General features: G+C 61.8%; 24 protein-coding genes. 17 read left to right on the top strand and 7 right to left on the bottom strand.

Annotated features, from left to right (window positions below):
- The first annotated feature begins 17 nt into the window (after positions 1 to 17).
- The 12 genes from NUH87_RS29735 to NUH87_RS29680 all read left to right on the top strand — a co-directional run bounded on the left by NUH87_RS29735 (position 18) and on the right by NUH87_RS29680 (position 14882).
- Positions 18 to 1163 carry an NAD/NADP-dependent octopine/nopaline dehydrogenase family protein gene (locus NUH87_RS29735; protein ID WP_338523842.1) on the top strand — a complete coding sequence of 382 codons (1146 nt, stop codon included), beginning with the start codon at positions 18 to 20 and terminating at the stop codon, positions 1161 to 1163.
- A 45-nt stretch (positions 1164 to 1208) separates the two neighbouring features.
- Positions 1209 to 3059, top strand: coding sequence for an IucA/IucC family protein (locus NUH87_RS29730; protein ID WP_338523841.1), 1851 nt, complete (start codon positions 1209 to 1211; stop codon positions 3057 to 3059).
- Positions 3060 to 3075: 16 nt separating this feature from the next.
- Positions 3076 to 4320: an MFS transporter gene (locus tag NUH87_RS29725; RefSeq protein ID WP_338523840.1), complete on the top strand. Its 1245-nt coding sequence runs from the start codon at positions 3076 to 3078 to the stop codon at positions 4318 to 4320.
- Positions 4321 to 4336: 16 nt separating this feature from the next.
- Positions 4337 to 5521 (top strand): aminotransferase class V-fold PLP-dependent enzyme, encoded by a 1185-nt coding sequence (locus NUH87_RS29720; protein ID WP_338523839.1) that lies wholly within the window; start codon positions 4337 to 4339, stop codon positions 5519 to 5521.
- Between the two features lie 83 nt (positions 5522 to 5604).
- Positions 5605 to 6120 carry a sigma-70 family RNA polymerase sigma factor gene (locus NUH87_RS29715; protein ID WP_338523837.1) on the top strand — a complete coding sequence of 172 codons (516 nt, stop codon included), beginning with the start codon at positions 5605 to 5607 and terminating at the stop codon, positions 6118 to 6120.
- Positions 6121 to 7098, top strand: a complete 978-nt coding sequence (locus tag NUH87_RS29710; RefSeq protein WP_338523836.1) for a FecR family protein — start codon at positions 6121 to 6123, stop codon at positions 7096 to 7098.
- Between the two features lie 114 nt (positions 7099 to 7212).
- Positions 7213 to 9645 (top strand): TonB-dependent receptor, encoded by a 2433-nt coding sequence (locus NUH87_RS29705; RefSeq protein WP_338523835.1) that lies wholly within the window; start codon positions 7213 to 7215, stop codon positions 9643 to 9645.
- A 64-nt stretch (positions 9646 to 9709) separates the two neighbouring features.
- Complete coding sequence (locus tag NUH87_RS29700) at positions 9710 to 10900, top strand: ABC transporter substrate-binding protein (protein WP_338523834.1); 1191 nt, start codon at positions 9710 to 9712, stop codon at positions 10898 to 10900.
- Positions 10897 to 11955 (top strand): iron ABC transporter permease, encoded by a 1059-nt coding sequence (locus NUH87_RS29695; RefSeq protein WP_338523833.1) that lies wholly within the window; start codon positions 10897 to 10899, stop codon positions 11953 to 11955. The genes NUH87_RS29700 and NUH87_RS29695 overlap by 4 nt, the downstream gene beginning before the upstream one ends.
- A complete protein-coding gene (locus tag NUH87_RS29690) occupies positions 11952 to 12707 on the top strand; it encodes an ABC transporter ATP-binding protein (RefSeq protein WP_338523832.1) in 756 nt (251 codons plus the stop codon). The genes NUH87_RS29695 and NUH87_RS29690 overlap by 4 nt, the downstream gene beginning before the upstream one ends.
- Before the next feature lie 160 nt (positions 12708 to 12867).
- Positions 12868 to 13857 (top strand): hypothetical protein, encoded by a 990-nt coding sequence (locus NUH87_RS29685; protein ID WP_338523831.1) that lies wholly within the window; start codon positions 12868 to 12870, stop codon positions 13855 to 13857.
- On the top strand, positions 13854 to 14882 hold the full coding sequence (locus NUH87_RS29680) for a hypothetical protein (protein ID WP_338523830.1): 1029 nt from the start codon (positions 13854 to 13856) through the stop codon (positions 14880 to 14882). The genes NUH87_RS29685 and NUH87_RS29680 overlap by 4 nt, the downstream gene beginning before the upstream one ends.
- Before the next feature lie 99 nt (positions 14883 to 14981).
- Here NUH87_RS29680 and NUH87_RS29675 read toward each other — a convergent pair whose 3' ends face one another.
- The 3 genes from NUH87_RS29675 to NUH87_RS29665 all read right to left on the bottom strand — a co-directional run bounded on the left by NUH87_RS29675 (position 14982) and on the right by NUH87_RS29665 (position 16894).
- Positions 14982 to 15332: a BON domain-containing protein gene (locus tag NUH87_RS29675; protein WP_040067429.1), complete on the bottom strand. Its 351-nt coding sequence runs from the start codon at positions 15330 to 15332 to the stop codon at positions 14982 to 14984.
- A 140-nt stretch (positions 15333 to 15472) separates the two neighbouring features.
- Positions 15473 to 16171, bottom strand: coding sequence for a pentapeptide repeat-containing protein (locus tag NUH87_RS29670; RefSeq protein WP_338523829.1), 699 nt, complete (start codon positions 16169 to 16171; stop codon positions 15473 to 15475).
- 72 nt (positions 16172 to 16243) lie between these two features.
- Complete coding sequence (locus NUH87_RS29665; RefSeq protein ID WP_338523828.1) at positions 16244 to 16894, bottom strand: NAD(P)H-dependent oxidoreductase; 651 nt, start codon at positions 16892 to 16894, stop codon at positions 16244 to 16246.
- Between the two features lie 92 nt (positions 16895 to 16986).
- Between NUH87_RS29665 and NUH87_RS29660 the strand changes: the two genes are divergently transcribed.
- Positions 16987 to 17634 (top strand): TetR/AcrR family transcriptional regulator, encoded by a 648-nt coding sequence (locus tag NUH87_RS29660; RefSeq protein WP_338523827.1) that lies wholly within the window; start codon positions 16987 to 16989, stop codon positions 17632 to 17634.
- A 77-nt stretch (positions 17635 to 17711) separates the two neighbouring features.
- On the opposite strand, the gene NUH87_RS29655 is transcribed toward NUH87_RS29660, so the two are convergent.
- Positions 17712 to 17906, bottom strand: a complete 195-nt coding sequence (locus NUH87_RS29655) for a hypothetical protein (protein WP_084614995.1) — start codon at positions 17904 to 17906, stop codon at positions 17712 to 17714.
- 122 nt (positions 17907 to 18028) lie between these two features.
- Entirely contained in the window at positions 18029 to 19708 is a 1680-nt protein-coding gene (locus NUH87_RS29650) for a M24 family metallopeptidase (protein WP_338523826.1), read from the bottom strand.
- Positions 19709 to 19785: 77 nt separating this feature from the next.
- Here NUH87_RS29650 and NUH87_RS29645 point away from each other — a divergent pair, with 77 nt between their 5' ends.
- On the top strand, positions 19786 to 21279 hold the full coding sequence (locus tag NUH87_RS29645; protein WP_338523825.1) for a PLP-dependent aminotransferase family protein: 1494 nt from the start codon (positions 19786 to 19788) through the stop codon (positions 21277 to 21279).
- A gap of 24 nt (positions 21280 to 21303) precedes the next feature.
- Here the strand turns inward: NUH87_RS29645 and NUH87_RS29640 are convergent, their stop codons facing one another.
- Together NUH87_RS29640 and NUH87_RS29635 are read right to left on the bottom strand one after the other, a co-directional pair.
- Positions 21304 to 21762 (bottom strand): MarR family transcriptional regulator, encoded by a 459-nt coding sequence (locus NUH87_RS29640; protein ID WP_338523824.1) that lies wholly within the window; start codon positions 21760 to 21762, stop codon positions 21304 to 21306.
- A gap of 52 nt (positions 21763 to 21814) precedes the next feature.
- Positions 21815 to 22696: an NmrA family NAD(P)-binding protein gene (locus NUH87_RS29635; RefSeq protein ID WP_338523823.1), complete on the bottom strand. Its 882-nt coding sequence runs from the start codon at positions 22694 to 22696 to the stop codon at positions 21815 to 21817.
- Between the two features lie 264 nt (positions 22697 to 22960).
- Here NUH87_RS29635 and NUH87_RS29630 point away from each other — a divergent pair, with 264 nt between their 5' ends.
- The 3 genes from NUH87_RS29630 (at position 22961) to ftsH (ending at position 26045) form a co-directional block, all read left to right on the top strand.
- Entirely contained in the window at positions 22961 to 23092 is a 132-nt protein-coding gene (locus tag NUH87_RS29630) for a hypothetical protein (RefSeq protein ID WP_338523822.1), read from the top strand.
- A 274-nt stretch (positions 23093 to 23366) separates the two neighbouring features.
- Entirely contained in the window at positions 23367 to 23990 is a 624-nt protein-coding gene (locus NUH87_RS29625; RefSeq protein WP_040067419.1) for a LysE family translocator, read from the top strand.
- A gap of 219 nt (positions 23991 to 24209) precedes the next feature.
- A complete protein-coding gene (gene ftsH / locus NUH87_RS29620; protein WP_338523821.1) occupies positions 24210 to 26045 on the top strand; it encodes an ATP-dependent zinc metalloprotease FtsH in 1836 nt (611 codons plus the stop codon).

The following is a 26045-nucleotide window of genomic DNA, read 5'->3' as shown; positions in this document are numbered from 1 at the left end:
CACAGGAACACCTCTCGATGAAACCGCTGAAAGTCGCCATTTGTGGCGGTGGCAGGACCGGGCACCTCAACGCCGTCCTGTTCAAGCAACTGCCCGATGTCCAGGTCTCGCTGCTCACCCACAACCCCGAGGTGGTCGAACAACACGCCCGCCAGGGGTCAATGCAGGCGCTGTTGCCGGATGGCTCGACGCTGAGTGCCCGGCTGGATCGCGTGACCGACGATGCCCGGCTCGCCGTCGAGGAAGCCGACCTCGTCATCATCACCGTGCCGGCCCACGTCCGCGCGCAAACCCTGCAGGCCATCGCGCCGCACCTGAGTACCGAAAAACCGGTGTACGTCGGTGCCATTCCCGGGTTCTGCGGTTTCGACTGGCTGGCGGAATCCGCCCTGGCCGACCGGCCGAACCTGGTGATCTGGGGGATGAAGGATGTCCCGCACACCGCGTTCGACCTCAAGCCCGGGCTGTCGGTCAAAATGGGCGGCGGCAAAAGCCAACTCTACGTGGCCACCCACGCTCGGGAATCCGCCGCCTCGCGCCAGCACCTGCATCAACTGCTGACCCGGCTGTACGGCCCCTGCGTGACGATGCTCGACCACTACCTGGAAATCACCCTGACACCGGGCAATCCGATCATGCACAGCTCGGTGATCTACGGGCTGATCGGCCCCTATGGCCAATGGCACCGGAAAATCTTCCCACGCCCCCTGTGCTGGTGGACCGAGTGCCCCGAGCTGGGCGCGTACTTCCTCGAGCGCATGGACCAGGAAAGCCAGGACCTGTGCGCGGTGATCAGCCAGCGGCTGGGCGTCGACCTGTCTTCGGTGAAGTCCTTGAAGCAGGAAATCGTCGAGGCCTACGGCGAGCAGATCCGCGACCCGAGCAGCATGTTGTCCATCCTGCGCTCCAACCAGGCCTACAACGACATCCTCGCGCCCATGGTGCCGGCGGACAACCGCGCCGGCTACGTCATCGAACGGGAAAGCCGCGCCTTCAACGAGGACGTGGCCTACGGCCTGGTGCTGCTGGTGGAAATGGCCAAGCGCTTCGACCTGAAAGTGCCTTACATCGAGGAAGTCCTCAACTGGAGCGTTTCCTACATGCAAGGGCTACGGGATTCGGCGCTGGACTACTTCCCCCGCCACTGGCCGCGCACGGCCTGAGCCGACACCCCCTCTTCTTTACCTTTCGACGAGCACATAGCAGCTATGGATGACCTCAAGACACTGATCGCCTACTCCCGTAAAAATGCCTTGCGACGACTGATTCGTTGCTTGTTTGCCGAGAACATTCTCGACCGCTCGGCGCTGAATTTTTCCGCCGAAGGCACCCAGGCGACGTTTCCCCTGAAAGACGCCCGCGCCCATCTGTTTTTCTCCGATATTGCCCTGGGGCCGGCCGATACCCTGGTCAACCACGGTGACGTGGTGTTGCTGACCGAGGAAGGCGTTCGCCAGCCGATCCACACCCACCAGGACTTGCTGGACGTGCTGCGTGACAGCTTCGATTTCGAACCCTCGGACGACGGTGTCAACGGGCTCAAGTCGGACATGGAAAACAGCCTGACCAACGATGCCCACGCCCGTCAGTACCGTCAGCAGTGGAACGCGCGACTGGCCGAGGCCACCCGCAGCCACGGGCTCGACAGCTTCACCGACTACCTTCGCCAGCACGCCAGCACCAAGGACGCGGCCATCCTGCTGGACCAGTGGGGCTCGCTGGAAGGCCATCCGTATTACCCAACCTGGAAATCCCGCCCGGGCCTGACCGATGCCGAAGTCGCGCAACTGTCCCCCGAGTTCAACGCCCAGGTACCGCTGCGCATCGCTTCGTTGCGCGCCGACATGGCGAAAAGCGAAAGCATGCCCCATGTGACCAGCTACCACGCCTGGTTTGCCAGCAACTTCCCGGCGCAATGGGAGCAATGGAAGGCCTCGCTCCAGGCCAAGGGCTTGAACGAGCTCGACTGGCTGCCGCTGCCCATCCATGCCTGGCACTTGCAGGCCTACGTGCTCAAGACCTTCGCCGCGGAAATCGAAGCAGGCATCCTGATCACCGACGGCCCCGATATCCAGACGCTGCCGACCATGTCCTATCGGACGATGATGCCGGTGCTGGACGAAACCGCGCCGCTGATCAAGTTGCCCATCGCCCTGTGGATGACCAGCGAGCTGCGCAGCCTGCAGGCCAAGTCGATTCACATGGGGCCGCGCATCAGCACGGTGATCACCCGGATCCTGGCGGCCGAAAACGGCTTCGACCGGCGCCTGGAAATCTTTCCCGAAGAAATCGGCGTGCGTTACAAAAACGCGATCACCCAGGACGATGCGCCGGGGCGGCACCTGTCGGTGGTCTATCGCGACAGCCGACAAGCCTTCGAGCGCAACGACGGATGCCTGCCGATCACCGTGGCTTCGCTGTTCACCCGCTTGCCCGGAAATGGCCGGCCGCTGTTCACCGACCTGATCGAGCGTGACGGTGTGCGGGCCGGCGCCGCCGACGTCGAAACCTGGTTCCGCCAATACGCCAAGGTGGTCACTCAACCCGTGGTGGCAATCTATCTGTTGTACGGCATCGGGCTCGAGGCCCATCAACAGAACACCATGGTGCTGTTCTCTGCCGACGGCAAAGCCAGTAGCCTGCTGATCCGCGATTTTGGCGACGGCAGGACCTATGCTCCACTGCTGGAGGAACGCGGCTACACCCTGCAACCCCATGTCCAACCGGGTATCCTGCCGACGGTTTTCGTCGACGATATCGAGCCGGTGCGCATGTTCGTGCTGGATGCGGCGTTCCTGACCCACCTGCACGAAATGGCCCTGTGGCTGACCCAGGAATACGCCCTGGGCAACACACGGCTGTGGCAGGTGCTGCGCGAAGAAACCGAACAGGCCTTCGCGGCCGTGCGCGAGCGGGTGGCGCCGGCGCTGTGGGAAGTCGAGCGCAAGGCGTTCATCGAGGATCCCTGGCCGACCCGGTCGTTGCTGCGCATGCACTTGATGCAGTACAGCAACTATCGAGTGCAGCACACCTTGACCAATCCGCTTAACGCCGTTTAACCACCGAGGTTGATTCATGTCCCATGCAGGTGCTCTCCAGGGTTCGTCCGTAAGAATCCTGATCTATCTTCTGTTCGCCATCCAACTGATCTCCATGGGGGCGATGGAAATGAGCGGGCCCTTCTGGCCCGTCCACCTGCGTGGGCTGACCGCATCGGAATCGGTGTTCAGCTTCGCCAGCATCGCGGTCTATGTCGGCCCGATGCTCGGCATTATTCTGACCAGCGCCTTCTGGGGCCGTATCGGCGACCGTTATGGCCACAAGTTGATGATGATCCGCGCCTTGGCCGGTTTGTCCTTGACCCAGCTTGGGCTGGCACTCTTCAGCGATATCTGGGTGATCCTGGTGCTGCGTTTCCTGCAAGGCGCCTTCGCCGGGTACATTGCCCCGGCCCAGGCCTACGGGGTCAGTATCGAGGCGCCTGCGCGGCGGGCACGCCTGTTCGCCATCCTGCAGATATCGACCAACGTCGGCTCGTTGCTCGGCGCCGTGGTCGGCGGGTTGATCCTCGACCACGCCACCTTCTTCTGGATCAATATCATTGCCTCGGCCCTCTGCGCCGTCTGCACCGTGGTGGCGGCCGTGACCCTGCCGAATGTGCCGCCGGTGAAGAAAGCCCCCGCAGCAGAAAGCACCACGGCAACCCATAGCGCCCGGGGTCTCTGGCAAGGTACGCCGCTGCTCTCGCTGCTCGGCGTCATGGGCATCCTGCTGCTGGCGCGGATGCTGCCGCAGACCTCGTTTTCGCTGTATGTCAGCTCGGTGTTCGAGGTCAGCAATTCGGTGGTCGGCCTGTGCTACGGGTTGCTGGCGCTGGGCTTCATCCTGTCGGCGACACACTGGTCGCGTTACTTCGAACACCGCACCCAGCAGGACACCCTGCAGCGCATCACCTTCGTGGTCATCGGCTGTATCGGCCTGACCGCCGTCGCCGGCCTCACGCGAACCCCCGCGGTGTTTGTCGTCGCCTACTTCATCTGGGGCGTGCTGCTGGGGGCGACGACACCGGTGCTCATGGCGCTGATCTCGAAAACCGCCGACAGCTCCCGGCAGGGCCATGTGCTGGGGATTGCGCAAAGTACCGCGCAATTTGCCTCGATTGCCGGGATCTCGGCCGGTGGTTTGCTGAGCCAGGTCTATGGCTTGCAATATACCTATCTGTTCGTGTGCCTGGCCTACGCGGTAGCCTTGGTGCCCATTGTCGCCCTGCGTTACCGGCCAATGGTCATGCCGGCGGGCCAGCCCACCCGTGGCGACTGAACAAGGAGGAATCTTTTTGAACATTGAGCAATTGCGTGCCGACACCCCGGCTGTCGAACGGCTGGTTCACTTCAACAACGCCGGGGCCGCGCTGATGCCGACGCCGGTAATCCAGGCCGTCACCGAGCACCTCGAACTCGAGACGCGCCTGGGCGGCTATGAGGCGGCGGCTGAGCGGACGGTCGAATTGGAAAATGTCTACGCTTCCATCGGCCGACTGATCAATGCCCAACCGGACGAAATCGCGGTGATCGAGAACGCCACCCGCGCCTGGGACATGGCCTTCTACTCGCTGCCGCTGGGCCCCGGGGACGTGGTGCTGACCTCGACCACCGAATACGCCGGCAACTATATTCCCTACCTGCAACTACAGCAGCGCCGGGGTATCGAAATCCGCATCATCCCCAACGATGAACAGGGCCAGGTCTCACTGACAGCCCTGCAGGACATGCTCGGCGATAAGCGCGTGGCCCTGGTGTCGTTGCCGGCGATCGCCACCAACGGCGGCCCGGTCCAGCCGATTGTACAGATTGGCGCCCTGGCGCGGGCCGCGGGCGTATTGTTTCTGCTCGACGCCTGCCAGGCTGTCGGGCAGATGCCGATCGACGTGCAGAAGATCGGTTGCCATCTGCTCGCGGCGACCAGCCGCAAATACCTGCGCGGGCCTCGGGGCATGGGCTTTCTCTATGTCGAAAAAGGCCTGTGCCAGAATCTGGAGCCGACCTTTCTCGACCTGCACGCCGCGTCACTGTTGACCCCGCAAAGCTTCGAAATTCGCGCGGATGCCCGACGCTTTGAAAACTGGGAGTGCAATGTGGCGGCGAAGCTGGGCCTTGGGGCGGCTGCAGATTACGCGCAGGCCTTGGGCATGGAGCCGATGTGGCAGCGTATCCAGCAGTTGGCGGGCTATCTGCGCGGGCGACTGGGCGAAGTCCCCGGCATCACGCCCCAGGACCTGGGGGCGGTCAAATCCGGCATCGTCACCTTTACCCGCCAAGGCAGCAGTGCCGCGCAGGTCCAGCAGTGGCTGGCGGGACAGGCCAAACGGATCAATGTCAGCACTTCGACGGTCCGCTCGACCATGCTGGATATGCAGCAACGAGGCTTGCCAGAAGTCAGCCGTGCTTCGGTGCATGCCTACAACACCGAAAGCGAAATCGACACACTGATCGAGGCGTTATTGCGCATGCCCGAGGGCTGAACCCGGCAACTACCCCTTGCGTTGAAGGTACACAGCAACTTAGAATTGCGAACACTTCTCAATCGCAAAACAACAACTCAACCATGAGCGCTACCCTTCCCGCGACCCACACGAATCATCTGCGCATGATCGAGGCCTTGTACAGCGGGCATCACGGCTGGCTGTACGCCACGCTGCGCAAGAAGCTGGGTAACGCCATGGATGCCGCCGACCTGGCGCAGGACACCTTCACCCGCATCCTCGCCTCCAAGGTGGCGGTGATCGAGCAGCCCAGGGCCTACCTCAGTTGCGTGGCCAAGGGCATTCTCGTCAACTGGTATCAGCGCAAGGCGCTCGAGCGTGCCTACCTCGACGCCCTGGCGCTGCTGCCGGCCCCCGAAGTGCCCGCGCCCGAACTGCGCCTGATGGTGCTGGAAACCCTGCACGAAATCGACGCCATGCTCGATGCCCTCCTGCCCCTGGTCAAGCGCTGCTTCCTGCTGTCGCAGATCGGCGGCCTGAAATACGAGGACATCGCCGGGCAACTGGGGGTCTCGCTGATTACCGTCAAGCGCTACATGAAGCAGGCCTTCGTGCGCTGCCTGATGCTGGTGGACTGAATGCCGCCCCGTCGCAGTGACGCGCCGATCGATCCCCAGGCCCTGGAAGAAGCCGCCGAGTGGCTGATGCGCCTGGGCGAAAGCGACTTCAGCGCCGCCCAACGCGCCGAACTGGAACGCTGGAGCGGCAGCAGCCCCGAGCGCCATCGCGCCTGGGCCCGGGCGCAGAGCCTGCAAAGCAAGCTCGGCGGGCTGCCGCGCTCGCTGGCGCTGTCGGCCCTGGATCGCCCCAGCAATCCCGGCAGGCGCGGCGCCCTGGCCAAACTGGCGACGATCCTGGCGGTATTGCCCGTCGGCTGGGGCGGCTTGAACCTGCTGGAGTCGCAGCAATGGACCGCCGACTACCGGAGCGCCGTGGGTCAACGCCGTGAATTGACCCTGGCCGATGGCTCGCGGATCACCCTGAACACCGACAGCGCCATCGATGTCCTGTTCGACGCCAGGCAGCGCCTGGTCAAACTGCGCGAAGGCGAAATCCTGGTGCAAACCGCGCCGGATATGTCACCCCAGGCCCGACCGTTTCTGGTCAGCACCCTCCAGGGACGGATACAGGCACTGGGTACGCGCTTTACCGTTCGTGAATTACCCGGCCATACCCGGCTTTCGGTATTGGAAGGCGCCGTCAGGGTCGAACTGCCCCAGGACAGCAGCGTCGCCCCATTGATCGTCAATGCCGGGCAACGGACCGATTTTTCGTCGAGGGCCTTTGGCCAGGTGGTCCCGGCGGACAGCTCCGCCAGCGCCTGGACCCAAGGCATGCTGATGGCCGACAACCTGCGCCTGGCCGACTTCGTCGCCGAACTGGCGCGCTATCGGAAAGGCTTCGTGCGCTGCGATCCGGCGATTGCCGACCTGCGCATCTCCGGTGCCTTCCCCATCAGCGACAGCCAACGCACTCTCGGCATGCTGGTGCAAACCTACCCGATTACCGCCACCCGGCATTTGAACGGTTACTGGGTGACGCTCTCCCCCGCCTGAAACGTATTGAAAAGCCCCGTGTAAAAAATATCCAAACGCGAGTGATACTTTTTTCGATTTCGACTGGCTAGGGAGGAAAGCAGTTCTTTACCTTACCGAAAGGGTCACCACTCTATGCTCGCTGCACGATCTCCGCGTCCGGACCGCTCCTTGAAACTGGCTGTCCGCAGCGCACTCCTCAGCCTTGCCCTGACCGGCGTCGCAACTCCCATCGCCATGGCGGCCACCCCGGCGCAACTGGACTCGACCGCTGTGCGCAGCTTCAACATTGCGCCCGGACCGCTGGGGGCGACCTTGTCGCGGTTTGCCGCGGAGTCCGGCATTGCGCTGTCGTTCCAGCCGTCCCTGACCGAGGGGCTGACCAGTCCCGGGCTCTCGGGGTCCTATTCGACCCAGGAAGCCATGAACCGGCTGCTGGCCGGCAGCGGCCTGGAGATCGTTTCACGCACTGACGGCAGCTACAGCCTGGCACCACGCCCGACCGATAGCGCCGGCGGCCTGACCCTGGCCGAAACCACCATCAACGCCACCCAGGCACGCCCGGACGAATTGCCGCCGGTGTACGCCGGCGGCCAGGTGGCCCGGGGCGGACGACTCGGGCTGATGGGCAACAAGGATGTGATGGACGTGCCGTTCAGCGTCAGCAACTACACCTCGACCCTGATCAAGGATCAACAGGCCGTCACCGTGGCCGACGTGCTGGAGCGCGACTCCTCGGTACGCTCCACCGGCCAGACCGGCGGCGTGGTCGACTCGTTCTTCATTCGCGGTTTCCCAGTCGGCGAAGGCAACCTGGGCGAACTGGCCTTCGACGGCGTGTACGGCGTGGCCCCCAACTACCGGGTGTTCACCGAGTACGCCGAGCGCGTCGAAGTGATCAAGGGGCCGGGCGCCCTGCTCTACGGCATGTCGCCCAACAGCGGGGTCGGCGGGGTGATCAACGTGGTGCCCAAGCGCTCCCTCGACGAAGACCTGACCCGCTTCACCGCCAGCTACGCCATGAACACCCAGGTCGGCGGACATGTCGACATCAGCCGGCGCTTTGGCGAGGAGCGCCAGTTCGGCATCCGCATCAACGGCAGCACCCAGCAAGGCGACACCGCCATCGACAATCAGTCGCGGGACGTGGACATCGGCGCCATCTCCCTGGATTACCGGGGTGAACGCCTGCGCACGACCCTGGACCTGATCAGCCAGCAAGAAGAGTTCGATGCGCCGTCGCGGCCCTTCCTGATCAAGTCCGGCGTGAAGGTTCCCTCCGCCGCCGACGGTCGTATCAACGTCACCCAGGACTGGGGTTGGGCGAAAACCCGCGACAAGGCGGCGTTGCTCGGTGCCGAATACGATATGAACGACGCCCTCACGGTGTTCGCCCATGCCGGCGGCGGCAAGTCGGACGTGGCGCGCCTGTCCGACCAGACGCCGACCATTCTCAACGATGCCGGGGACACCAGTTCGATCCCCGGTTATTACAAATTCGAAGTCGAACGCTACACCGTGGATGCCGGCGCCCGCCTGCGCTTCGACACCGGCGCCATCAGCCACAATGCCACGTTCCAAGTGACCCACTACCAGGACGAGTTGTCGCGAGGGATCATCTCCGGCCCGCCGGTGCTGTCGAACATCTACCACCCGATCGATCGCCCGAAGCCTTTCATCGCGACGCCGGATGCGCTGAAAGTGTCCGCGACGGAACTGTCCGGCGCAGCCCTGGCCGACACCCTGTCGATGATGGACGAGCGCTTGCAGGTCACCTTCGGCCTGCGCGAACAGAACATCCACTCCAACAACTACAACACGGCCGGCACCGTCACCTCGACCTACGACAAAAGCAAAACCACGCCCTTGTTCGGCGTGGTGGTCAAGCCCTGGGAGCATGTGTCGCTCTACTACAACTACATCGAGGGCCTGAGCAAAGGCGACATCGCCCCGGCCACGGCCTCGAACTCGGGTGAGATCTTTGCGCCCTACATCTCTCGCCAGCAGGAAGTCGGGATCAAGGTCGACTACGGCACTTTCACCTCGACCCTCAGCCTGTTCCAGATCAAGAAACCCAGCGGCGAACTGGCCTCGGGGGTGTTCTCGGTGCAGGGCGAACAGCGCAACCGTGGCGTGGAGCTGAACGTGTTCGGCGAGATCGCCGAGGGTACCCGCCTGCTCGGTGGCGTCACCTTCCTCGATGCCGAGCTGACCAAGACCAGCGTGGTCGCCAATCGCGGCAACACACCGGTGGGGGTGCCCGATGTGCAGGCCAACCTCTGGGCCGAATGGGACACGCCCTGGATCGAAGGCCTGACCCTGACCAGCGGCGCGATCTACACCAGCAGCCAGTACGTGGACCAGGCCAACACCCAGAAACTCGACCCGTGGACCCGCTTCGACGTCGGCGCACGCTACAGCACCCGGATCGCCGAGCGTCCGACCACGTTCCGGGCCACGGTGCAGAACGTCTTCGATCGTGAGTACTGGTCCGGCGTCGCATCCTACGGGGCGTTCTCCCAAGGCTCGCCACGCACCCTGCAACTGTCGGCCACCGTCGATTTCTGAAACGTTCAGCCTTGGGCAGCGGCCTGGGCCGTTGCCTGAGCTGACCTCTACAAAGGCTTCAATCATGGCATCCGTTCAACGACGCGGCCACGCGCTCACCGCCCTGCTCCTGGCCGGCCTGCTGGGCATGACGCTGTGGTCCGCACTGGCGCCGCGCAATGCCGTCGCGACCGAGCAGGACCCGGCCCGGGTCACGGTAACCGACCTACAGGGACGCAAGGTCAAGGTCCATATCCCCGTCAGGCGGGTGATTCTCGGCGAAGGCCGCCAGTTGTACCTGGTGGCCGCGCTGGATACCCAGAATCCCCTCGAGCGCATCGTGAGCTGGCGCAAGGACCTGATCCAGTCCGACCCGGACACCTACGGCGCCTACCTGCGCAAATTCCCCGCCATTGCGAAGATTCCGACCTTCGGCGGCTTCGAGAGCGGCACCTTCGACATCGAACAGGCGATCGCCCTGCAACCGGACGTGATCATCCTCAATAGCGAGGCGCAGCACGCCACCGAGGACGCCCGTTATATCGAGAAACTCGACGCGCTGGGCATTCCGGTGGTGTATGTCGACTTTCGCAACAACCCGATGGAAAACACCGAACCGACCATGCGCCTGTTCGGCAAGCTGTTTGGCAAGGAAGAGCGCGCCGAGGCCTTTATCGACTTTCGCAATCGGCAGATCCGCCGGGTCACCGATGTGATCGAGACGCGCCAGCCCGCGCGGCCGAATGTATTTATCGAGCGCATCGGCGGCTACACCGAGGATTGCTGCCTGAGTTTCGGCAACGAGAACTTCGGGCGTTTCGTCGAAATGGCCGGTGGCAACAACATCGCCAGAACCATCATCCCTAGCACGTTCGGACAACTGAACCCGGAACAGGTGATTGTTGCCAACCCGGACCAGGTGGTCGTCACCAGCGCCAACTGGGAAGCCTTTGCCCCGGGTGGTCGCTGGGTCGGCGTGGGCCCTGGCGCGGATCTTTCACAGGCCCGCCGGAAACTGGCCTGGTACACCCAACGCCCGGCCTATGCCGGGATCAAGGCGCAGCAGGACCAGGCCTTCCATGCCATCTGGCATCAGTTCTACAACAGCCCCTATCAGTTCGTGGCCATCCAGCAGTTGGCCAAATGGTTCCACCCGACGCTGTTTGCCGATCTCGATCCCGATGCGTCGTTTCGCGAACTGCATGAACGCTTCCTGCCGGTCCCCTACGAACCGGGCTACTTCGTCAGCCTGAAGCCCACGGAGGCCAAACCATGAGTTCCCTGGGTGAAGCACAGATCCTGCAGCGCGATACCTACCGCCAACTGGTGCTGCGCAAGCGGCTGATTCTCGCCGCACTCACAACGCTGCTGGTGCTCAGCGTACTGCTCGACCTGGCGTTGGGGCCGGCAAGCTACAGCCTGGGCGAAGTTTTGGGGGCACTGTTGTCACCGGATAGCGCGCCGGCGCAGGTGCGGGTGGTGATGTGGGAAATCCGCTTACCGGTGGCCCTGATGGCCGTGGCGGTCGGGGCGGCGTTGTCCCTGGCCGGCGCGCAGATGCAGACGATCCTCAACAATCCGCTGGCCAGTCCCTTCACCCTGGGCATTTCCGCGGCCGCCAGTTTCGGCGCGGCCATGGGCCTGGCGTTTGGCGTCGCGCTGTTCCCGTTTGCGGTGCAATACATGGTGCCGTTCAACGCCTTCATCATGGCGATGCTCTGTGCGCTGCTGATCCACCTGCTGAGCCTGCGCCGCGGCGTCACCGCCGAAACCATCGTGCTGCTGGGCATCGCCCTGGTCTTCACCTTCAACGCCCTGTTGGCGCTGGTGCAGTTCTTTGCCACCGAGCAGGCGGTCGCGGCCGTGGTGTTCTGGACCATGGGCAGCCTGACCAAGGCGACCTGGCCAAAACTGGGGGTGGTCTGCCTGGTGATCCTGATCACCTTGCCGATCTTCGCCAAACGCGTCTGGGCCATGACCGCCCTGCGTCTGGGGGATGACAAGGCCGCCAGCTTCGGCATCAACGTCAAGCGCCTGCGCTTCCAGACCCTGATCATGGTCAGCCTGCTGGCCTCGTTCCCCGTGGCTTTTGTCGGCACCATCGGTTTTATCGGGCTGGTCGGGCCGCACATTGCGCGGATGCTGATCGGCGAGGATCAGCGGTTCTTCCTGCCGGCTTCACTGATCACCGGCGCACTGATCCTGTCGGCCAGTTCGGTGGTCAGCAAGACCCTGATTCCGGGCGCGATATTCCCCATCGGCGTGGTCACTTCGTTGATCGGCGTGCCGTTCTTCATCTCTCTGATCCTCAACGGGAAGAAAAACTCATGATGAAGCTTCAACTGGAAAACCTGGGCGCCCGTTACGGCCAGCAGGAGATCCTTTCCAGCGTGACCACCTCGACCTTTCTCGGCGGCCAGGTGGTCGCCGTGGTCGGCCCCAACGCCGCCGGCAAGTCCACGCTGTTCAAGCGCATGGCCGGGCTGATCGACGGACCGGGACGGGTCAATTTGCAGGACTCGAAAAAAGGCCTGCAAGGGATCAGCTACATGCCCCAGGGCCTGAATGCCAGCGCGCGCCTGACCGTCTATGAGTCGGTGCTGCTGGCGCGCAAGCAACTCTCCCCCGGCTGGGTGACCCACGACGATGAATTGAGGCTGGTTGACCAGATCCTCGGTGCCTTGGGGATCACCGAGTTGTCCTTTCGCAACCTCGGCGAACTCAGCGGCGGTCAGCAGCAACTGGTGTCGATTGCGCAGACCCTGGTGCGCGAGCCGGAAATCCTGTTGATGGACGAACCCACCAGCGCGCTGGACATGCACCGCCAGGTGCAGGTGCTGAACTTCATGCGCTCACTGGCCAGGCAACGGGAAGTCATCGTGTTCATTGCCATCCACGACCTGAACCAGGCCCTGCGTTTCGCCGACCAGGTCCTGGTCATCGCCAATGGCCGCGCCCAGGGCAGTGGCCCCAGCCATGAAGTGATCACCGTGCAGATGCTGCGTGAGGTCTACAAGGTCAAGGCCCGGATCGAAACGTGCAGCCAGGCCAGCCGCCATATCCTGATCGACGATATCGTTTGATCCTTGGTATCGCCGGCTGGCGTGCTGCTGAAAAGAACCCGCCCTCGGCAGCGCAGAGTTTGACTATGCTTCAGTGCCGAAACGTGACGCCTCGCGCTCAAAATGGCGTCAATGCGCTGTACGCCCTTTGATCTTTTCCCACCACCGACCTCTGGACACCATGAGAAAAACAACCAAGCAGCTGTTGGTTCACGAAATTGCCGACTGGCATCACCGTGGCCTGATCGATGCCGACGCTCGGAAGCGGTTGAGTGCTCCGTATGAGCAGCCCGGCCACCTGTTGTCCAGCGTATTGCAATGGCTGGGGATCGGGGCGGTCCTGCTGATCGGCATGGCGGTGCTGGGGGGCATGAGCCTGCTCAGCCAGTCGGTGATGGTCGGGGCCGTGCTGTTCTTCTTAGCCGGGGCCGGCTTGTGGTGGGGCGGTGTGCGTCTGGCCCGTGATCCGGCCCAGAGGACGCCGGTCACCGGTGTGGCGATCCTGACCATCGGCCTGATCCTTATCGGTGCCAGCCTGTTGCTGGGTGCTTCAAGCAATGACGAGGTCGAGTTTGGCAGCGTGCCGCTGGCGATGCTGGTCACAGCCGTGCTGAGTGTCCTCACCGCCTACCGTTATCGTCTGCGCTGGCCACTGCTGCTGGGACTGTTGTGCGCGTTCCATGGGTTGGGGGCCTGGGGGCGCTATGCCGGGCACGGCAGTTATTTTTTCGACATCCAGGACCCGCGTTCGATGGCCGTCATTGCCGCCCTGGCGGCGGCCTTGGGTTTATGCCACCAACTGGCCGAGGAGCGCACGTTGCGCCGCTTCTGCGGGTTTGGCCGGCTGTATGTGATCTTTGGGTTGCTCTACCTCAATTGCTCCCTGTGGTTTCTCAGCCTGGAAGATCTGAACCACGACCCACGCGTATGGACCTTGCTGTTTACCCTGGTGGCCATCGGACAACTGGTGATAGGCGCGCGATTCAAGCATCCGAGCTTTACCGGTTTCGCGGTAGTGTTCCTGGGCATCGACCTGTACACCCGCTTTTATGAGTACTCATGGGACCGCTTGAGCGCGGCGATGTTTTTCTCGGTGGGCGGGCTGATCGGCCTTTTACTGGGCTGGTGGTTTGAACGCCTGGCCCTGAACCTCAAGGGAGCCTCACAATGAGCCCGGATCAGCGCAATCAACAGGTCCACAAGGCGCTGGATCAATGGCTGCGAGACGGCCAGATCGGCATCAGCGAGCACACACGGATTGGCGAACTCTATGTGCAGACGCGCTGGGACTGGCGATCGCTGGGCCGCTGGTTCCTGACCTTTGGCGCAATCAGCCTGGCGGCGGGGTTGCTGCTGTTTCTGCGCGAGCACCTGGAATTCACCTTGCCGAAACTGGCCGTCAGCCTGGCGCTGGCAACCCTGGGGTTGTTTATCGCCGGGCGCTGGCTGATCGGCAAGCCACTGAAACTCCTGGGTGGCACGCTTGAGTTGCTCGGCGGCTTTGCCTTGATCGGCACCAGTTTCGTGCTGGGCATGATCTATTCGGATGGTTCGGGCAACTGGCCGGCGCTGCTGCTGGTCGATCTGCTGATACTGCTGGCGCTCAGTTATGCCCTTAACAACGTCTTGCTGTTGACGTTGTGCAGCGTGCTGTTCTTTGTCTGGTTTGGCGGTCGCAGCGGCTATCTGTCCGGCTGGGGCGCCTACTGGTTCGGCATGAATTACCCGCTGCGCTTTCTCGGCGCTGCGGTCGCGTTGATCGCCGCGGGCGTGGTGCATTTGCGCTGCGAGGCCGGGTTGCTGAGGCGTTATGGCGGCTTTGCCAAGGTGTGGATTTCCTGCGGTTTGTTTGTCGCCGAAATGTCGCTGTGGCTGCTGTCGCTGTTTGGCAGCTACGAGTTGATCGATGGCCCCTGGCACCTGGCCGATGCCAGCGAATTGGTGATGTTCAACGGGCTCTGGGCGCTGGTCAGCCTGGGGGTTCTGGCGCTGGGCATTCGTTTGCGTTTCGGCATGTTGGTCGGCTATGGCTCCACCTTCTTCATCATCCAGCTCTACACGCTGTTTTTCACCCAGATCGCCGAGACGCTGGGCTGGCTGATGAGTTTGCTGATCGCGGGTGGCAGCCTGCTGGCGCTGGTGCTCTGGCTGGAGTCCGAACGACAGAAACGCCGTGGCACTGCTGCCGAGGCTTGAATCAGAACCCCAAGCCCCCAGCACAGTACCTGACCCTGAGGAACAACAAGGCAGGATCGACTGACAACCATCGACCCTGCCGCTGATGTGTCGAAGGGATTACTGGTCGTCCTCGCGACGTGGCAATGGCGGCCGGTATTCGCTGGTTTCTTCGGCATTGGGCGGTTGCGCCGAACCTGAGGGCGTGAACACATTGGTCAACAGCTCATGGGCATCGACATCAAGCACGCCAGGCACCGCGCGGACCAGTTCGATGACCCGTTCGCACTGACGATGCGTCAGCAGCCGACCGCTCAGCGTCACCGTGCCGGCGAGGGTCTTGACATGGACGTGCAGGCTCAGGGCCGAGTCCGCCATGGCCAGGGCAGATTTGACCCGGGTGGTCGTCCATGTGTCGTGCACGGCCATGCCCAGATCGTGGGAGTAATGCTGCAAGGAGTGGTTTTTCATGGCAGAACCCTCTGTCGAGTCTTCAGACGTACTGTTCATCCCATGGGCGCAGCTGTGGAGTACGCGCCGCAGTCACACCGACACGGATTAATTATAGTCCTCCGAGCCCAAAGCCGACGACGGCCTGACGTGAGGCGGCCTCAGAGGACGGTCAGCCCCAACCCGGCCAACAACATGCCGGCCTGACTCCTGGAAATGATCGCGCCCTTGAACAACTTCGCATCGACCAGGCGCAGCCCCTGCAGGCTGGCTTCACGCAGATCGGCGTCATCGAAACGCGCGTTATTCACCCGGGCCATGGACAGGCTGCCGCCTTCAACAAAGACCGCCTTACGAAAATCGCAATAGGTCAGATCCGCATCGCTGAAGTCGATCTTGTGTAACTGCGACTTGTAGAAGGAAATCCCCGACAGCATGGCGCTGTTCAGCAGGCAGTCGGAAAAGCTCAAGCCCAGGGCGGAGACGTCCGCGAAGTTGGCCCCGGTAAGCTTGCAGCCTTCGAAAGCCACATGGGCGACTTTGCTGCGCTGCCAGTTCGTGTTGTTCAGGTCGCAGCGGTCGAAACCGGCATCCGTGAGCACCGCAGAGCGAAAAACCACTTCGCCGGCGCGGCAGCTGACCCAACGGGTATTGATCAGGTTGGCTGCGGTAAAGTCCGCACCGGTTAAAATACACCGCTCGAAATGGGCGCCTGCCAGGTTGATTCGCGATAGATCCTGGCCACTCAAGTCGGTCCCCACGCAGCGCAAGGGTAAGGATTGCTGGTCAGCCAGCTCAGCCAGAGTCTGCGCCTCCAGATCCTCGGGGCCGACGTTGAAGTAACCATTTGGGGCGTCCATTCCTTCTCCTGATGTTGGGCTGGAAGGTGGGCATCTTCTGGTCGAGGCACGATCAGGTCAATATTGATCTTTTCAGCTATGTGTGGACAAAGACTGAGAAAAGACAGGCGCTCCAAGCACTTTTCCTATCGCTGATGCCGTGAAGAGATGACGACCGAGGGCCCGCGCGACCTCCAAATGAGCAGTCGGATCTTGCGTTTCCGATTCGAGCAGGCGCTCGGAAGTCACGACGCGTGCGCCGCAATAATCAAAGATCCCATGGTCAATCTGCGTCTTCATGGCCTCGGAATAACCGTGTCGCTCATAAGTTCCCCCATCGGCGCCGCCAACCCCGACAAGATGAACCTGCAGGTGGCGCAGTTTCTTCACCAGCTTGGCCTGCGAACTGAAGTCGAACGCCCAGCCATTGGCGAACACCCGATCGATCCATCCCTTGAGAAGCGCTGGCATCGACCACCAGTAGATGGGATAGACCAGCACCAGGGCGTCGGCACGATCGATCCTGGCTTGCTCGGCCGCCACATCTGCCGGCGGCGGTCCAACCCGGTGATGCACGGCGAGATCAGCCGAGGAAAACCTCGGATCGAAATCTTCCGCCGAAAGATCAGCGATTTCGAAAGAGTGGCCGCCATCCGCCAGGGATACGCCCTCGGCAACCTGCACAGCGAGACTGTGGCTAAGCGACTTGGGATCAGGATGAGCAACAACGATGAGCGCATGCATGTCAAAAACTCCTTCGACTGATTGAGGGCGAAAGGCAGAGGCTATATACTTTTGGTAAGTTACTAACAGTAAGTTACTTTTGGTATATAGCCATGTCAAGCACCGAGTCGATAGAGCCGGTTTCCGGCCCGCAACCGCGTCGTCGCCTGTCCAGAGAGGAGCGACAGCGCCAACTGCTGGATGTCGCATGGCGGCTGGTTCGAGAGGAAGGCACGGACGCGTTGACGCTTGGACGACTCTCTGAGCGGGCCGGCGTTACCAAACCCGTCGTTTACGACCATTTCGGCACAAGGCCCGGATTGCTGGCGGCGCTCTATCAGGAGTTCGACGCGCGCCAAACGAAGCTCATGGACTCCGCACTCCTGGCGAGTGAACCCACGTTGGTGAGTCGGGCGAGGGTCATCGCATCGTCTTATGTCGACTGCGTGCTGCTCCAAGGCAACGAGATACCCGGCGTGATCGCAGCATTGGCCAGCTCTCCGGAACTCGAACAGATCAAGCGTGATTACGAAGTGATCTTCATGAATAAGTGCCGGCTCTCCCTCGCGCCTTTCGCCAAAGCGGGCGATATCGCGCCGGCAGGTCTTCGGGCAATGCTTGGCGCAGCGGAGGCGCTGTCCCATGCCGTCGCGACCGGAGAAATCACAGCTGCGCAAGCGCAAGACGAACTCTTCGAAACGATCGTCGCGATGGTCGCCAGAAGTGCCCGCACCGCTCCTCCCCCTGTCGCCGACGCCTAGTGCCGCCCGGCTCCACATCCCTGAATCCCAAAAACAACAAAGCCCAGCACTGGCTGGGCTTTTTCATTTCGTTGACCCTAGTGTTTCGGAGGCGCCTTGAGGCTATCCAATCGACCGCTCTCCAGCAATTCCTTGTATTTCAACGCCTCTGCCTCGCTGTGATAAACGCCTACCAGAACATCGCCCTGATACACATCCCACATTCTGACTCCCGCGCTACTGGACTCATGAGACATGTGATCCTCATCGCGTTCTTTGACAGTAATGACCATCTGTACATCCTCTGGATTGAGGCAGGTAAGGTATTTTTACTCCAGTATTCCCCAAGATTCCAGACCGAAAGCCTTCACATCCCGCCTCTCGCTACGCCGGTACGAACTCCTGATAGCCAGGATCAACAGACCGAGGCAGCCTCGCCGATCAGGATATCCTCGAAGAACGCCCCAACCGCTTCGGTGGGATGGCATAACTGAATTTCCAGGACCCAGACCATCTCGCTCGGCACAATCTCAAGCTCGGCGAGCTTCTCCTGCCCGAACAAGGCGTGGGGGAAATCGGCGATGCGATGGCCGGCCAGGTTTCGCTCCAGTCTCCAGCCTTTCGCGGCCGCACTGCGTTCCGCGAAGTCATAGAGGCCCCGGCCGGTCAGCCCGCCGCGCCAGGCCTCGCGGGTTTCGTCGAACACCTCATGCAACGCCTTGACGCACGCCAGGTGCAGCGGATGCTCACCGAAAACGAAGGTGTCGCCATAATCGCCTTCATAACCGTCCCACACCGGACCGAGATCGACCACCGCGATATCGGTCGCGCGTAACCTGCGTAGCGGATCAATGCCCTGGCGAGGTGTACGAACGGTGTCTTCGCCAAAACGGATGTAGGTCGGGTGCCAGGTGTGGGAAGCGCCCATGGCCTGCAGTTGCCGGTTGGCCATATCGATGGCCTCGGCGGTGGTCATTCCCACCCGCAGTTGACTGACGATCGCCGCCAGGGCGCGGACCGACTGCTCGCGGGCCGCCAACATGCCGTCCAGGGAATAGCGCGGACCGACTTTTTCCCGGACGGGATCCAGCGACTTGAGCATCGCCCCGGGTAGCGACAGGCCACTGGGTACGAAGGCTTCCGCGACAAAACGGTGAGCCGGCAAACCCGCGGCGAGGCATCGCTCGCGGACATGGCCGATCATCGAGCCGTTGCCGCAGGCATAGACCTGAGCCTCTGCCCAGCAATGCGCCTGCTCAAAGGCAACCTGCTGCACCCGGGCCTCTGACGACAGTACCGGGTGCCAGGAAAAACCAGGGTGCTCGGTGCTGGCCCGATCCAGGAACTCGCGGTCGTAAAAATCCGCTGGTTGCGAGCCGCCCCAGTACAACGTCACCTCGGCATCCCGGGACAGCGCGGTCAACAGCAGCGGCTTGACGCCGGCGTAACCGGTTCCCGTGGCGAACAGGACCACGGGGCGGGCGTCATCGTGCTGCCAGGTACAGGCCCCCAACGGAGCTTCCAGCGTCAGCGCGTGGCCGGCGTCCAGTGTCGCCAGGATCTGCTCGGAGAAGCGTCCGCCACGAACCCGGCGAATATGAAAGACCAGTTGGCCATGATCCTCGGCAGGGAGATTGGCAATGGAGAAACAACGGCTGTCGCCATCGTCGAGGCGAAATCTGGCGTACTGACCGGCGCGAACCTGAAGCGGCGCCGGCATTTGCGGCATCAGCACCAGTTCGGTGATATCGACGCTCAGTGCGCGTTTGCTCAGCACCCGTGCGGGGATTTCCAGCGTGGGTGTGTCCAGCGACCATCCGGGGATTTCCAGACGCATATCGGCGCAGGCATGGCTCTGGCACAACAGCATTTCATCGGCGGCGAGCGGGTAAGAAGGTAGCGGAACGTTCGCAGCCAGGTCTTTTTCACGGTATTGCCCCGCCACCACCTTGACCTTGCAGGAGCCACACGCACCTCGGCGACAGGAGAACGGCACCGACAGGCCGCTGGCGAGCATGGCGTCGAGCAGCAACTCCTCACCCGCCTCGAAGGTTTTGCCCGAGGGCGACAATTCAATGACATGGCGTGTGTTCATAGGGACCTCGGGGCGAATGAGGTCCCATTGTTGCGTTAGACTAGGACCATGAGAACCTCCAGTTTTGGATAATTCAGATGGTCCAGATGCGCAAATGGCGCCCCCTGCTCAAGCTCGATGACACCGAGGCCCAGGCGTCCTATCGCCAGATTGTCGAAGGCCTGGTGACCGCGATTGTCGACGGGCGCCTCACGCCCGGGACGCTGCTGCCCGGGACGCGGGAAATGGCGCAGTTGCTCGACGTCAACCGCAAGACCGTGATCCTGGCCTATGAGGAGGCCATGACCAAGGGCTGGCTGGTCAGCGAACCGCGCCGGGGCACCTTCGTCAACGCGCAGCTGGCCCCCATGTCCACTGTCCGCGGCGCACCACCCTCCTTCGCACTGGAGCTGCTGGCGCAACCCGCCGTCCCGTACTTTGCCCAGCGCCAGCAGGCGACGGCACTGCAACATCGGCCTGGGATGCTGTTCTTCGATAACGGCGCCTGCGACCACCGCTTGCTGCCGCAAGCCGTCTTGCATCGCTACTATCGCAACGCGCTGCGCAAGAGTTTCGCCTCCAATACCGTGCGCCACGGCAGCGACGGAACCAGCCACGGGCTGCGTCAGGCGCTGGCCGAGATGCTGCGAAACAATCGCGGCCTGGCCGTTGGTGCCGAGCATATCTGCCTGACCCAGGGCACCCAGATGTCGCTGTACCTGACCGCCAGCGCGCTGCTGGAACCTGGTGACGTGGTGCTGGTGGAACGCCTGAGCTATCCGCCGGCGTGGGAAATATTCCGCACGTTGGGCGCGCAACTGGTGACCGTGGACCTGGACAGCGAAGGCTGCCGGGTCGATCAGATCGACGAACTGTGCCGACTGCACAAGGTCCGGATGATCTATGTCACGCCCCATCACCAGTTCCCCACCACCGTCAGCCTGCATGCCGGGCGTCGGCAACAACTGCTGGCCTTGGCCAAGCGCCATGATTTCTGCGTGATCGAGGAAGACTACGACCACGAATATCACTTTGACGGCCGGCCGTATCTGCCCCTCGCCAGCGACAGCACGCAACGGCATGTGATTTATATCGGCTCGCTGTCCAAGTCGCTGGGGTCGACGTTCCGCTGCAGCTATGTGGTCGCGCCACGCAACGTGATCGAGGTGCTTGAGCAAAACGCTGCGCTGATCCTGGGCCAAGGCGATGCGGTCGCGCAGCAGATGCTGGCGGACCTGATCAATGACGGTGAACTGAAGAAACACCTGCGCCGGGTCTCGAAGGAATATCGGCGGCGCCGGGAAACCCTGCACAGTTGCTTGGCGGAGGCGTTTGGCGAGCGGATCTCGGTGCAGGAGCCCGAAGGCGGCCTGGCGCTGTGGGTCCGTTTTGCGGATGAAATAGACGTCGATCGACTGGTGGAGAAGGCCCTGGAGTACGACCTGGTGGTGCGTAACGGCCGCCAGTTCTCGCCCATGGATCAACCGGAGAATGCATTACGCCTGGGCTTTGCTTCGCTCGATCGAGAGGAAATACAGCAGGCTACGCAGCGTTTGGCGCAGGCGGCGCACGCTATCGCCGATCCTGCATGAGCTATCGGGCATTCGAACGGGTTTTCAGTCGTCGGATATCCCAACCCTATCACCGACTTTCACGCGAGCCAGATCCTGCCGCAGCGACGTTACTGTTTCAGTGCCGTTCAATTGCTCGAACTCTCGTTGAGCCTCTTCCCAGAGAGGAGCGGCTCTTTTGAACAAACTCATACCTTCCTCGGTTAGCGCTACAAGACGACTTCTACCGTCCGATGGCGAGGGACGGATCGAGATCAATCCCTCGCGCTCCAGAAAGCCGGCCATTTTTCCCATCGCCGTGCGCTCGATATCAAGTCGTTCAGCCAGGGTATTGATTGCAGCACTCCCCAACTCATAGAGAGCGGCCAAGGTCAGGTACTGGGTGATTCGCAGCCCCGATGGCTCGAGGTGCGCATCGTAGAAGCGAGAGATCTGCCGGCTCGCCTTCCTGATTGCGGAGCAATTGCACTGGGCGATCCCTAGCGGTTGGTTGACCGGCAGCATCTCTATATTTCCTCTCTACCACAGATGATTACTGATGACCTGGACGTACGGGTCACGCATAGACGTCCCGGTATTTTTCGATGAACGCCTGCACGGACAACGCGGGCGTACCGGTAACCTGCTCCACCACATCGTTCACACCCGCGAAGACGCCCTCCCGGTAGTCCTGAGCGACTTCAACCAGATGCTGTACCAAGGCTGGCGGAAACTTGTACTCCTGCGTCATCTTACGCTCGAACGCCTCGATCGATGCCGGTGCGTACTCGATTTTCGCGCCAAGCACCTCGCTCATGGCAGCAGCGATCTCGGCCTGATTCATCTCGACCGGGCCGTGAAGGCTGTAGATCTTACCCTCGTGTCCGGCAGGGTTGGCCAGGATATGGGCGATCACCCGCCCTTGGTCGTCAGTCGCGATTGGCGCGTGACGACCATTCTCGAAGGGAAACTCGATTTTTTTCCTGGCCCAGATCTCCTTGGCGAAGTGAGGGTACACGAGCCAGTCCGCAAAGAACGTGGGGCGCAGGTGCGTTATGGGTACGCCCGACCAGTCGAAGACACGCTCGGAGATCCAGTGATCCTGCGCCAAATGACTCTTGGACTCACGCCGTGCAGAAATCTGCGACATGTTCACGATCGCCTCTACTCCAGCTTCCTTCGCGGCTTGAGCAAAATACGCTGCACCTTCGACGATTCCCCCTGCCAGCGGATAAAGGAAATAGGCCGAGCGGATGCCTTCCATCGCCGCGCGGATAGCATCGATATCGGTGAAATCGCCAATAGCAATTTCAACCCCACGCTCGCGCAGGGCCGCAGCCCTCTCGTCGTCCGAGCGCACGTAAGCTCGCACGTGCTTGCCCATCTTGAGCAGCTCATCGATGGCCGCCCCACCCGTACGCCCGGTTGCACCGCTTACAAGAATGTCGGCTTCGCTCATGATCGTAGTCCTCTCAATTGATTGGAGCATATGCTCCTATACGATTCGAAATAGGGGCATATGCCCCTATTCGTCTAAATTAGGAGCATATGCTCATACTGTCAAGCAGCTCCAACGACCGTTCGGCGGGTTGACCCGTGCTTGCAAGGTGGAGATTGCTACCTGAGCGGCCAGCGTGGTCATGCCGAAACATTCAGTAACCCCCTCAATTTGGCAGGAGGCGCGGCAGCGCGTTCAATGGGCGTTTTTTGCAAGGAGCAGGCTATGCCTACCGGTCAACTCATTCTGCTGGCTATCTTTGGAATCGTTGTCATCGCCTGGGGCGCCTGGCAGGACATGAAGAACCATAAAAATGAAAAAGCAGCCCGCCAGGCTGAGAGCAATACGGGGCATTAATCCGGTGATCTGAGCCTCATCCGGACCATCTCCCCCGCTTCCAAAAACAACAAAGCCCAGCACTCTGCTGGGCTTTCTCATTACACCTTTTCTCTTGAGATCAAGTGCTGCGACTGCTGTATGACGTTTCGTCAGTCAATCTGTATCTAACGCTCCCCGTTTGCCCGCCCTACTATTGCCCCATTCATCAGGTTCATACCATCCGAGATGGCGAAAACCGTTTTGTTTTCGCGCAGCCTCCCATTCGTTATCTCTTCCTTACAGGAGTTACGCCATGCCCGAACTGTCCAACCTGGTTGCCTACGGCCTGATCTCGCTTGGCATGGTGCTGACTCCCGGCCCGAACATGATCTATCTCATCTCGCGGTCGATCTGCCAGGGACGAATGGCCGGGCTGATATCCCTGGGCGGCGTGGCGCTGGGTTTCGTCGTCTACATGTTTTGCGCCGCATTGGGCATCACTGCCCTGGTCCTGGCGGTTCCCTATGCCTATGACGCCCTGCGACTCGGCGGCGCACTCTATCTGCTCTACCTGGCCTGGCAGGCGGTCAAGCCCGGCGGCCGCTCGCCGTTCCAGGTGCGCGACTTGCCCCAGGACGGCCCGCGCAAGCTGTTCATGATGGGCTTTGTCACCAATATGCTGAACCCCAAGATCGCGGTCATGTATTTGTCGCTGCTCCCCCAATTCATCACCCCCACCGGCCACGGCAGCGTGCTGACGCAATCCCTCGTGCTTGGCTTTACGCAGATCGTCATTAGCGTGAGCGTCAACTCAGTGATTGCCATCATGGCAGGCTCCATCGCGTCATTTCTCGCCAGCAGGCCCATGTGGCAGATCGTGCAACGCTGGCTGATGGGGACGGTCCTCGCGGGCCTGGCCGTGCGCATGGCCCTCTAAGGGCGGCGCTAAACCAGGCTGGCATGGAGGGGCTCACCGACTGATTAGCCGAAATACGACAGGGTCCGATAGCTCGGGAGCCAGCGTAAACCCAGTGCCTGGGCTGATGACGTCTAGAATCGTATTTAGATGCTCAAAGGGCTTGAGCCTGCGCGTTGGGCGATTGAGCCGATAGGCAGGGTACCGCCCGAGCCCGTCTTTCCTTCCTGGGCCAAGGCCATGAAGAAGAATCACCAGTGGAACCTTTCCTACTTCGCGATCACCTTTCTGGTTCTTACGCTCGCTCAGCTTTTTTTTGTTGAGCGCCATTCTGTACAGAGCATCCCCTACAGTCAGTTCCTGCAATTGTCAGCCGAGCATAAGGTCAGCGAGTTGCGGATCGAGAAGGACCAGATCAGCGGCAAACTGCAGGAGCCCATCGACGGCCACGACCTGTTCACGACCGTGCGGGTCGATCCCACGCTGGCGGCCGAACTGGCTCAATCGGGTGTCAGCTTTTCCGGAGTCAGCGAAAACACCCTGCTGAACGGACTGCTGGGTTGGCTACTGCCCTTTGTCATGATCATGCTGCTCTGGCAATTCCTGTTCCGCAGCATGGCCGAAAAACAGGGCATGGGTGGGCTGATGAATATCGGCAAGTCACGGGCCAAGGTCTTTGTCGAGCGCGATACCGGCGTCACCTTCGCCGATGTCGCGGGCATCGATGAAGCCAAGGCCGAGCTGGTGGAAATCGTCTCGTTCCTGAAGGACAAGGCCAGATACACGCGCCTGGGCGCCCATATTCCCAAGGGCACCCTGCTGGTCGGCCCACCGGGCACCGGCAAGACCCTGGTGGCCAAGGCTATCGCCGGTGAAGCCGGTGTGCCGTTTTTCTCGATTTCCGGCTCCGCTTTCGTCGAAATGTTCGTCGGTATCGGTGCCGCTCGAGTACGCGACCTGTTCGAGCAGGCACGCGAGGCGGCACCTTGCATTATTTTCATCGACGAACTCGACGCCCTGGGCAAAATGCGCGGTGTCGGTGCGTTCGGCGGCAACGACGAAAAAGAGCAGACGCTCAACCAGCTGCTGGCCGAGCTGGATGGTTTCGACCCGCGTGAAGGTGTGGTCCTGCTGGCGGCGACCAATCGACCAGAAGTACTGGATCCGGCGCTGTTGCGGGCCGGCCGCTTCGACCGTCAACTGGTGATCGACCGCCCCGATCGAAAAGGCCGACAGGCCATTCTCAAGGTCCATCTGAAAAAAATCAGCGCAGCCCCCGACATCGACTGCGAGCGTATCGCCGAAATCACGACAGGCTTCACCGGTGCGGACCTGGCGAACCTGATCAACGAAGCCGCCATCGTTGCCACCCGCCGGGGAGGCGAAGTCGTCAGCCTCGACGACTTCACCGCCGCGGTGGAACGCATCGTCGCAGGTGTCGAACGCAAGAGCAGCCTGTTACGGCCTGATGAGCGCCTGGTGGTGGCCTATCACGAAATGGGACATGCCCTGGCCGCCGGCACCTTGCCCGGGATGGACCCGGTACACAAAGTCTCGATCATCCCCCGCTCCATTGGCTCGCTGGGTTATACCTTGCAGCGACCGACCGAGGATCACTTCCTGATCAGTTGCCAGATGCTCAAGGATCGAATCGTCGTACTGATGGCTGGTCGGGCTGCCGAGTACATCGTCTATGGCCAGATCTCCACGGGCGCAGCCGACGACCTGACCCGGGCGACCGACATCGCCCGGCAGTTGATCACCCGTTTCGGCATGAGCGCCGAACTCGGTCAGTCGGTACTGGAACGGCAAAGCCCTACGTATCTGGGCGAACACATGGTCGGGTTGGGCCAGAAGGACTATTCGGAACAAACCGCACGGGAAATTGACCTGGGCATCCGTGCCTTGCTCGATGAAGCCTATGGCCGTGCCAAAGCGCTGCTCGACAGTCGCCGGGCCGACCTGGATTCCGGCGCCCACCTGCTGCTGGAAAAGGAAACACTGACGCCCGAAGAGTTCCCTCCATTGATGCCCATCGAATCCTCCCCGACGTCGCCGACACAGGCGCCTCCATAA

Origin of the sequence: Pseudomonas batumici (assembly GCF_036585405.1) — a bacterium.
Classification (GTDB): domain Bacteria; phylum Pseudomonadota; class Gammaproteobacteria; order Pseudomonadales; family Pseudomonadaceae; genus Aquipseudomonas; species Aquipseudomonas batumici.
Note: the sequence above shows the minus strand (reverse complement) of the source record. Positions and strands in the feature narration are given on the sequence as shown.

What these genes read in the sequence shown, in the direction of transcription:
- NUH87_RS29685 (WP_338523831.1), top strand. Translation starts at nt 12,868, where the DNA reads ATGAGAAAAACAACCAAGCAGCTGTTGGTTCACGAAATTGCCGACTGG.
- NUH87_RS29660 (WP_338523827.1), top strand. Translation starts at nt 16,987, where the DNA reads ATGTCAAGCACCGAGTCGATAGAGCCGGTTTCCGGCCCGCAACCGCGT.
- NUH87_RS29710 (WP_338523836.1), top strand. Translation starts at nt 6,121, where the DNA reads ATGCCGCCCCGTCGCAGTGACGCGCCGATCGATCCCCAGGCCCTGGAA.
- NUH87_RS29690 (WP_338523832.1), top strand. Translation starts at nt 11,952, where the DNA reads ATGATGAAGCTTCAACTGGAAAACCTGGGCGCCCGTTACGGCCAGCAG.
- NUH87_RS29665 (WP_338523828.1), bottom strand. Translation starts at nt 16,894, where the DNA reads ATGCATGCGCTCATCGTTGTTGCTCATCCTGATCCCAAGTCGCTTAGC.
- NUH87_RS29700 (WP_338523834.1), top strand. Translation starts at nt 9,710, where the DNA reads ATGGCATCCGTTCAACGACGCGGCCACGCGCTCACCGCCCTGCTCCTG.
- NUH87_RS29625 (WP_040067419.1), top strand. Translation starts at nt 23,367, where the DNA reads ATGCCCGAACTGTCCAACCTGGTTGCCTACGGCCTGATCTCGCTTGGC.
- NUH87_RS29705 (WP_338523835.1), top strand. Translation starts at nt 7,213, where the DNA reads ATGCTCGCTGCACGATCTCCGCGTCCGGACCGCTCCTTGAAACTGGCT.
- NUH87_RS29670 (WP_338523829.1), bottom strand. Translation starts at nt 16,171, where the DNA reads ATGGACGCCCCAAATGGTTACTTCAACGTCGGCCCCGAGGATCTGGAG.
- NUH87_RS29680 (WP_338523830.1), top strand. Translation starts at nt 13,854, where the DNA reads ATGAGCCCGGATCAGCGCAATCAACAGGTCCACAAGGCGCTGGATCAA.
- NUH87_RS29645 (WP_338523825.1), top strand. Translation starts at nt 19,786, where the DNA reads ATGGTCCAGATGCGCAAATGGCGCCCCCTGCTCAAGCTCGATGACACC.
- NUH87_RS29640 (WP_338523824.1), bottom strand. Translation starts at nt 21,762, where the DNA reads ATGCTGCCGGTCAACCAACCGCTAGGGATCGCCCAGTGCAATTGCTCC.
- NUH87_RS29630 (WP_338523822.1), top strand. Translation starts at nt 22,961, where the DNA reads ATGCCTACCGGTCAACTCATTCTGCTGGCTATCTTTGGAATCGTTGTC.
- NUH87_RS29650 (WP_338523826.1), bottom strand. Translation starts at nt 19,708, where the DNA reads ATGAACACACGCCATGTCATTGAATTGTCGCCCTCGGGCAAAACCTTC.
- NUH87_RS29675 (WP_040067429.1), bottom strand. Translation starts at nt 15,332, where the DNA reads ATGAAAAACCACTCCTTGCAGCATTACTCCCACGATCTGGGCATGGCC.
- NUH87_RS29735 (WP_338523842.1), top strand. Translation starts at nt 18, where the DNA reads ATGAAACCGCTGAAAGTCGCCATTTGTGGCGGTGGCAGGACCGGGCAC.
- NUH87_RS29635 (WP_338523823.1), bottom strand. Translation starts at nt 22,696, where the DNA reads ATGAGCGAAGCCGACATTCTTGTAAGCGGTGCAACCGGGCGTACGGGT.
- NUH87_RS29715 (WP_338523837.1), top strand. Translation starts at nt 5,605, where the DNA reads ATGAGCGCTACCCTTCCCGCGACCCACACGAATCATCTGCGCATGATC.
- NUH87_RS29695 (WP_338523833.1), top strand. Translation starts at nt 10,897, where the DNA reads ATGAGTTCCCTGGGTGAAGCACAGATCCTGCAGCGCGATACCTACCGC.
- NUH87_RS29730 (WP_338523841.1), top strand. Translation starts at nt 1,209, where the DNA reads ATGGATGACCTCAAGACACTGATCGCCTACTCCCGTAAAAATGCCTTG.
- NUH87_RS29725 (WP_338523840.1), top strand. Translation starts at nt 3,076, where the DNA reads ATGTCCCATGCAGGTGCTCTCCAGGGTTCGTCCGTAAGAATCCTGATC.
- NUH87_RS29655 (WP_084614995.1), bottom strand. Translation starts at nt 17,906, where the DNA reads ATGGTCATTACTGTCAAAGAACGCGATGAGGATCACATGTCTCATGAG.
- ftsH (WP_338523821.1), top strand. Translation starts at nt 24,210, where the DNA reads ATGAAGAAGAATCACCAGTGGAACCTTTCCTACTTCGCGATCACCTTT.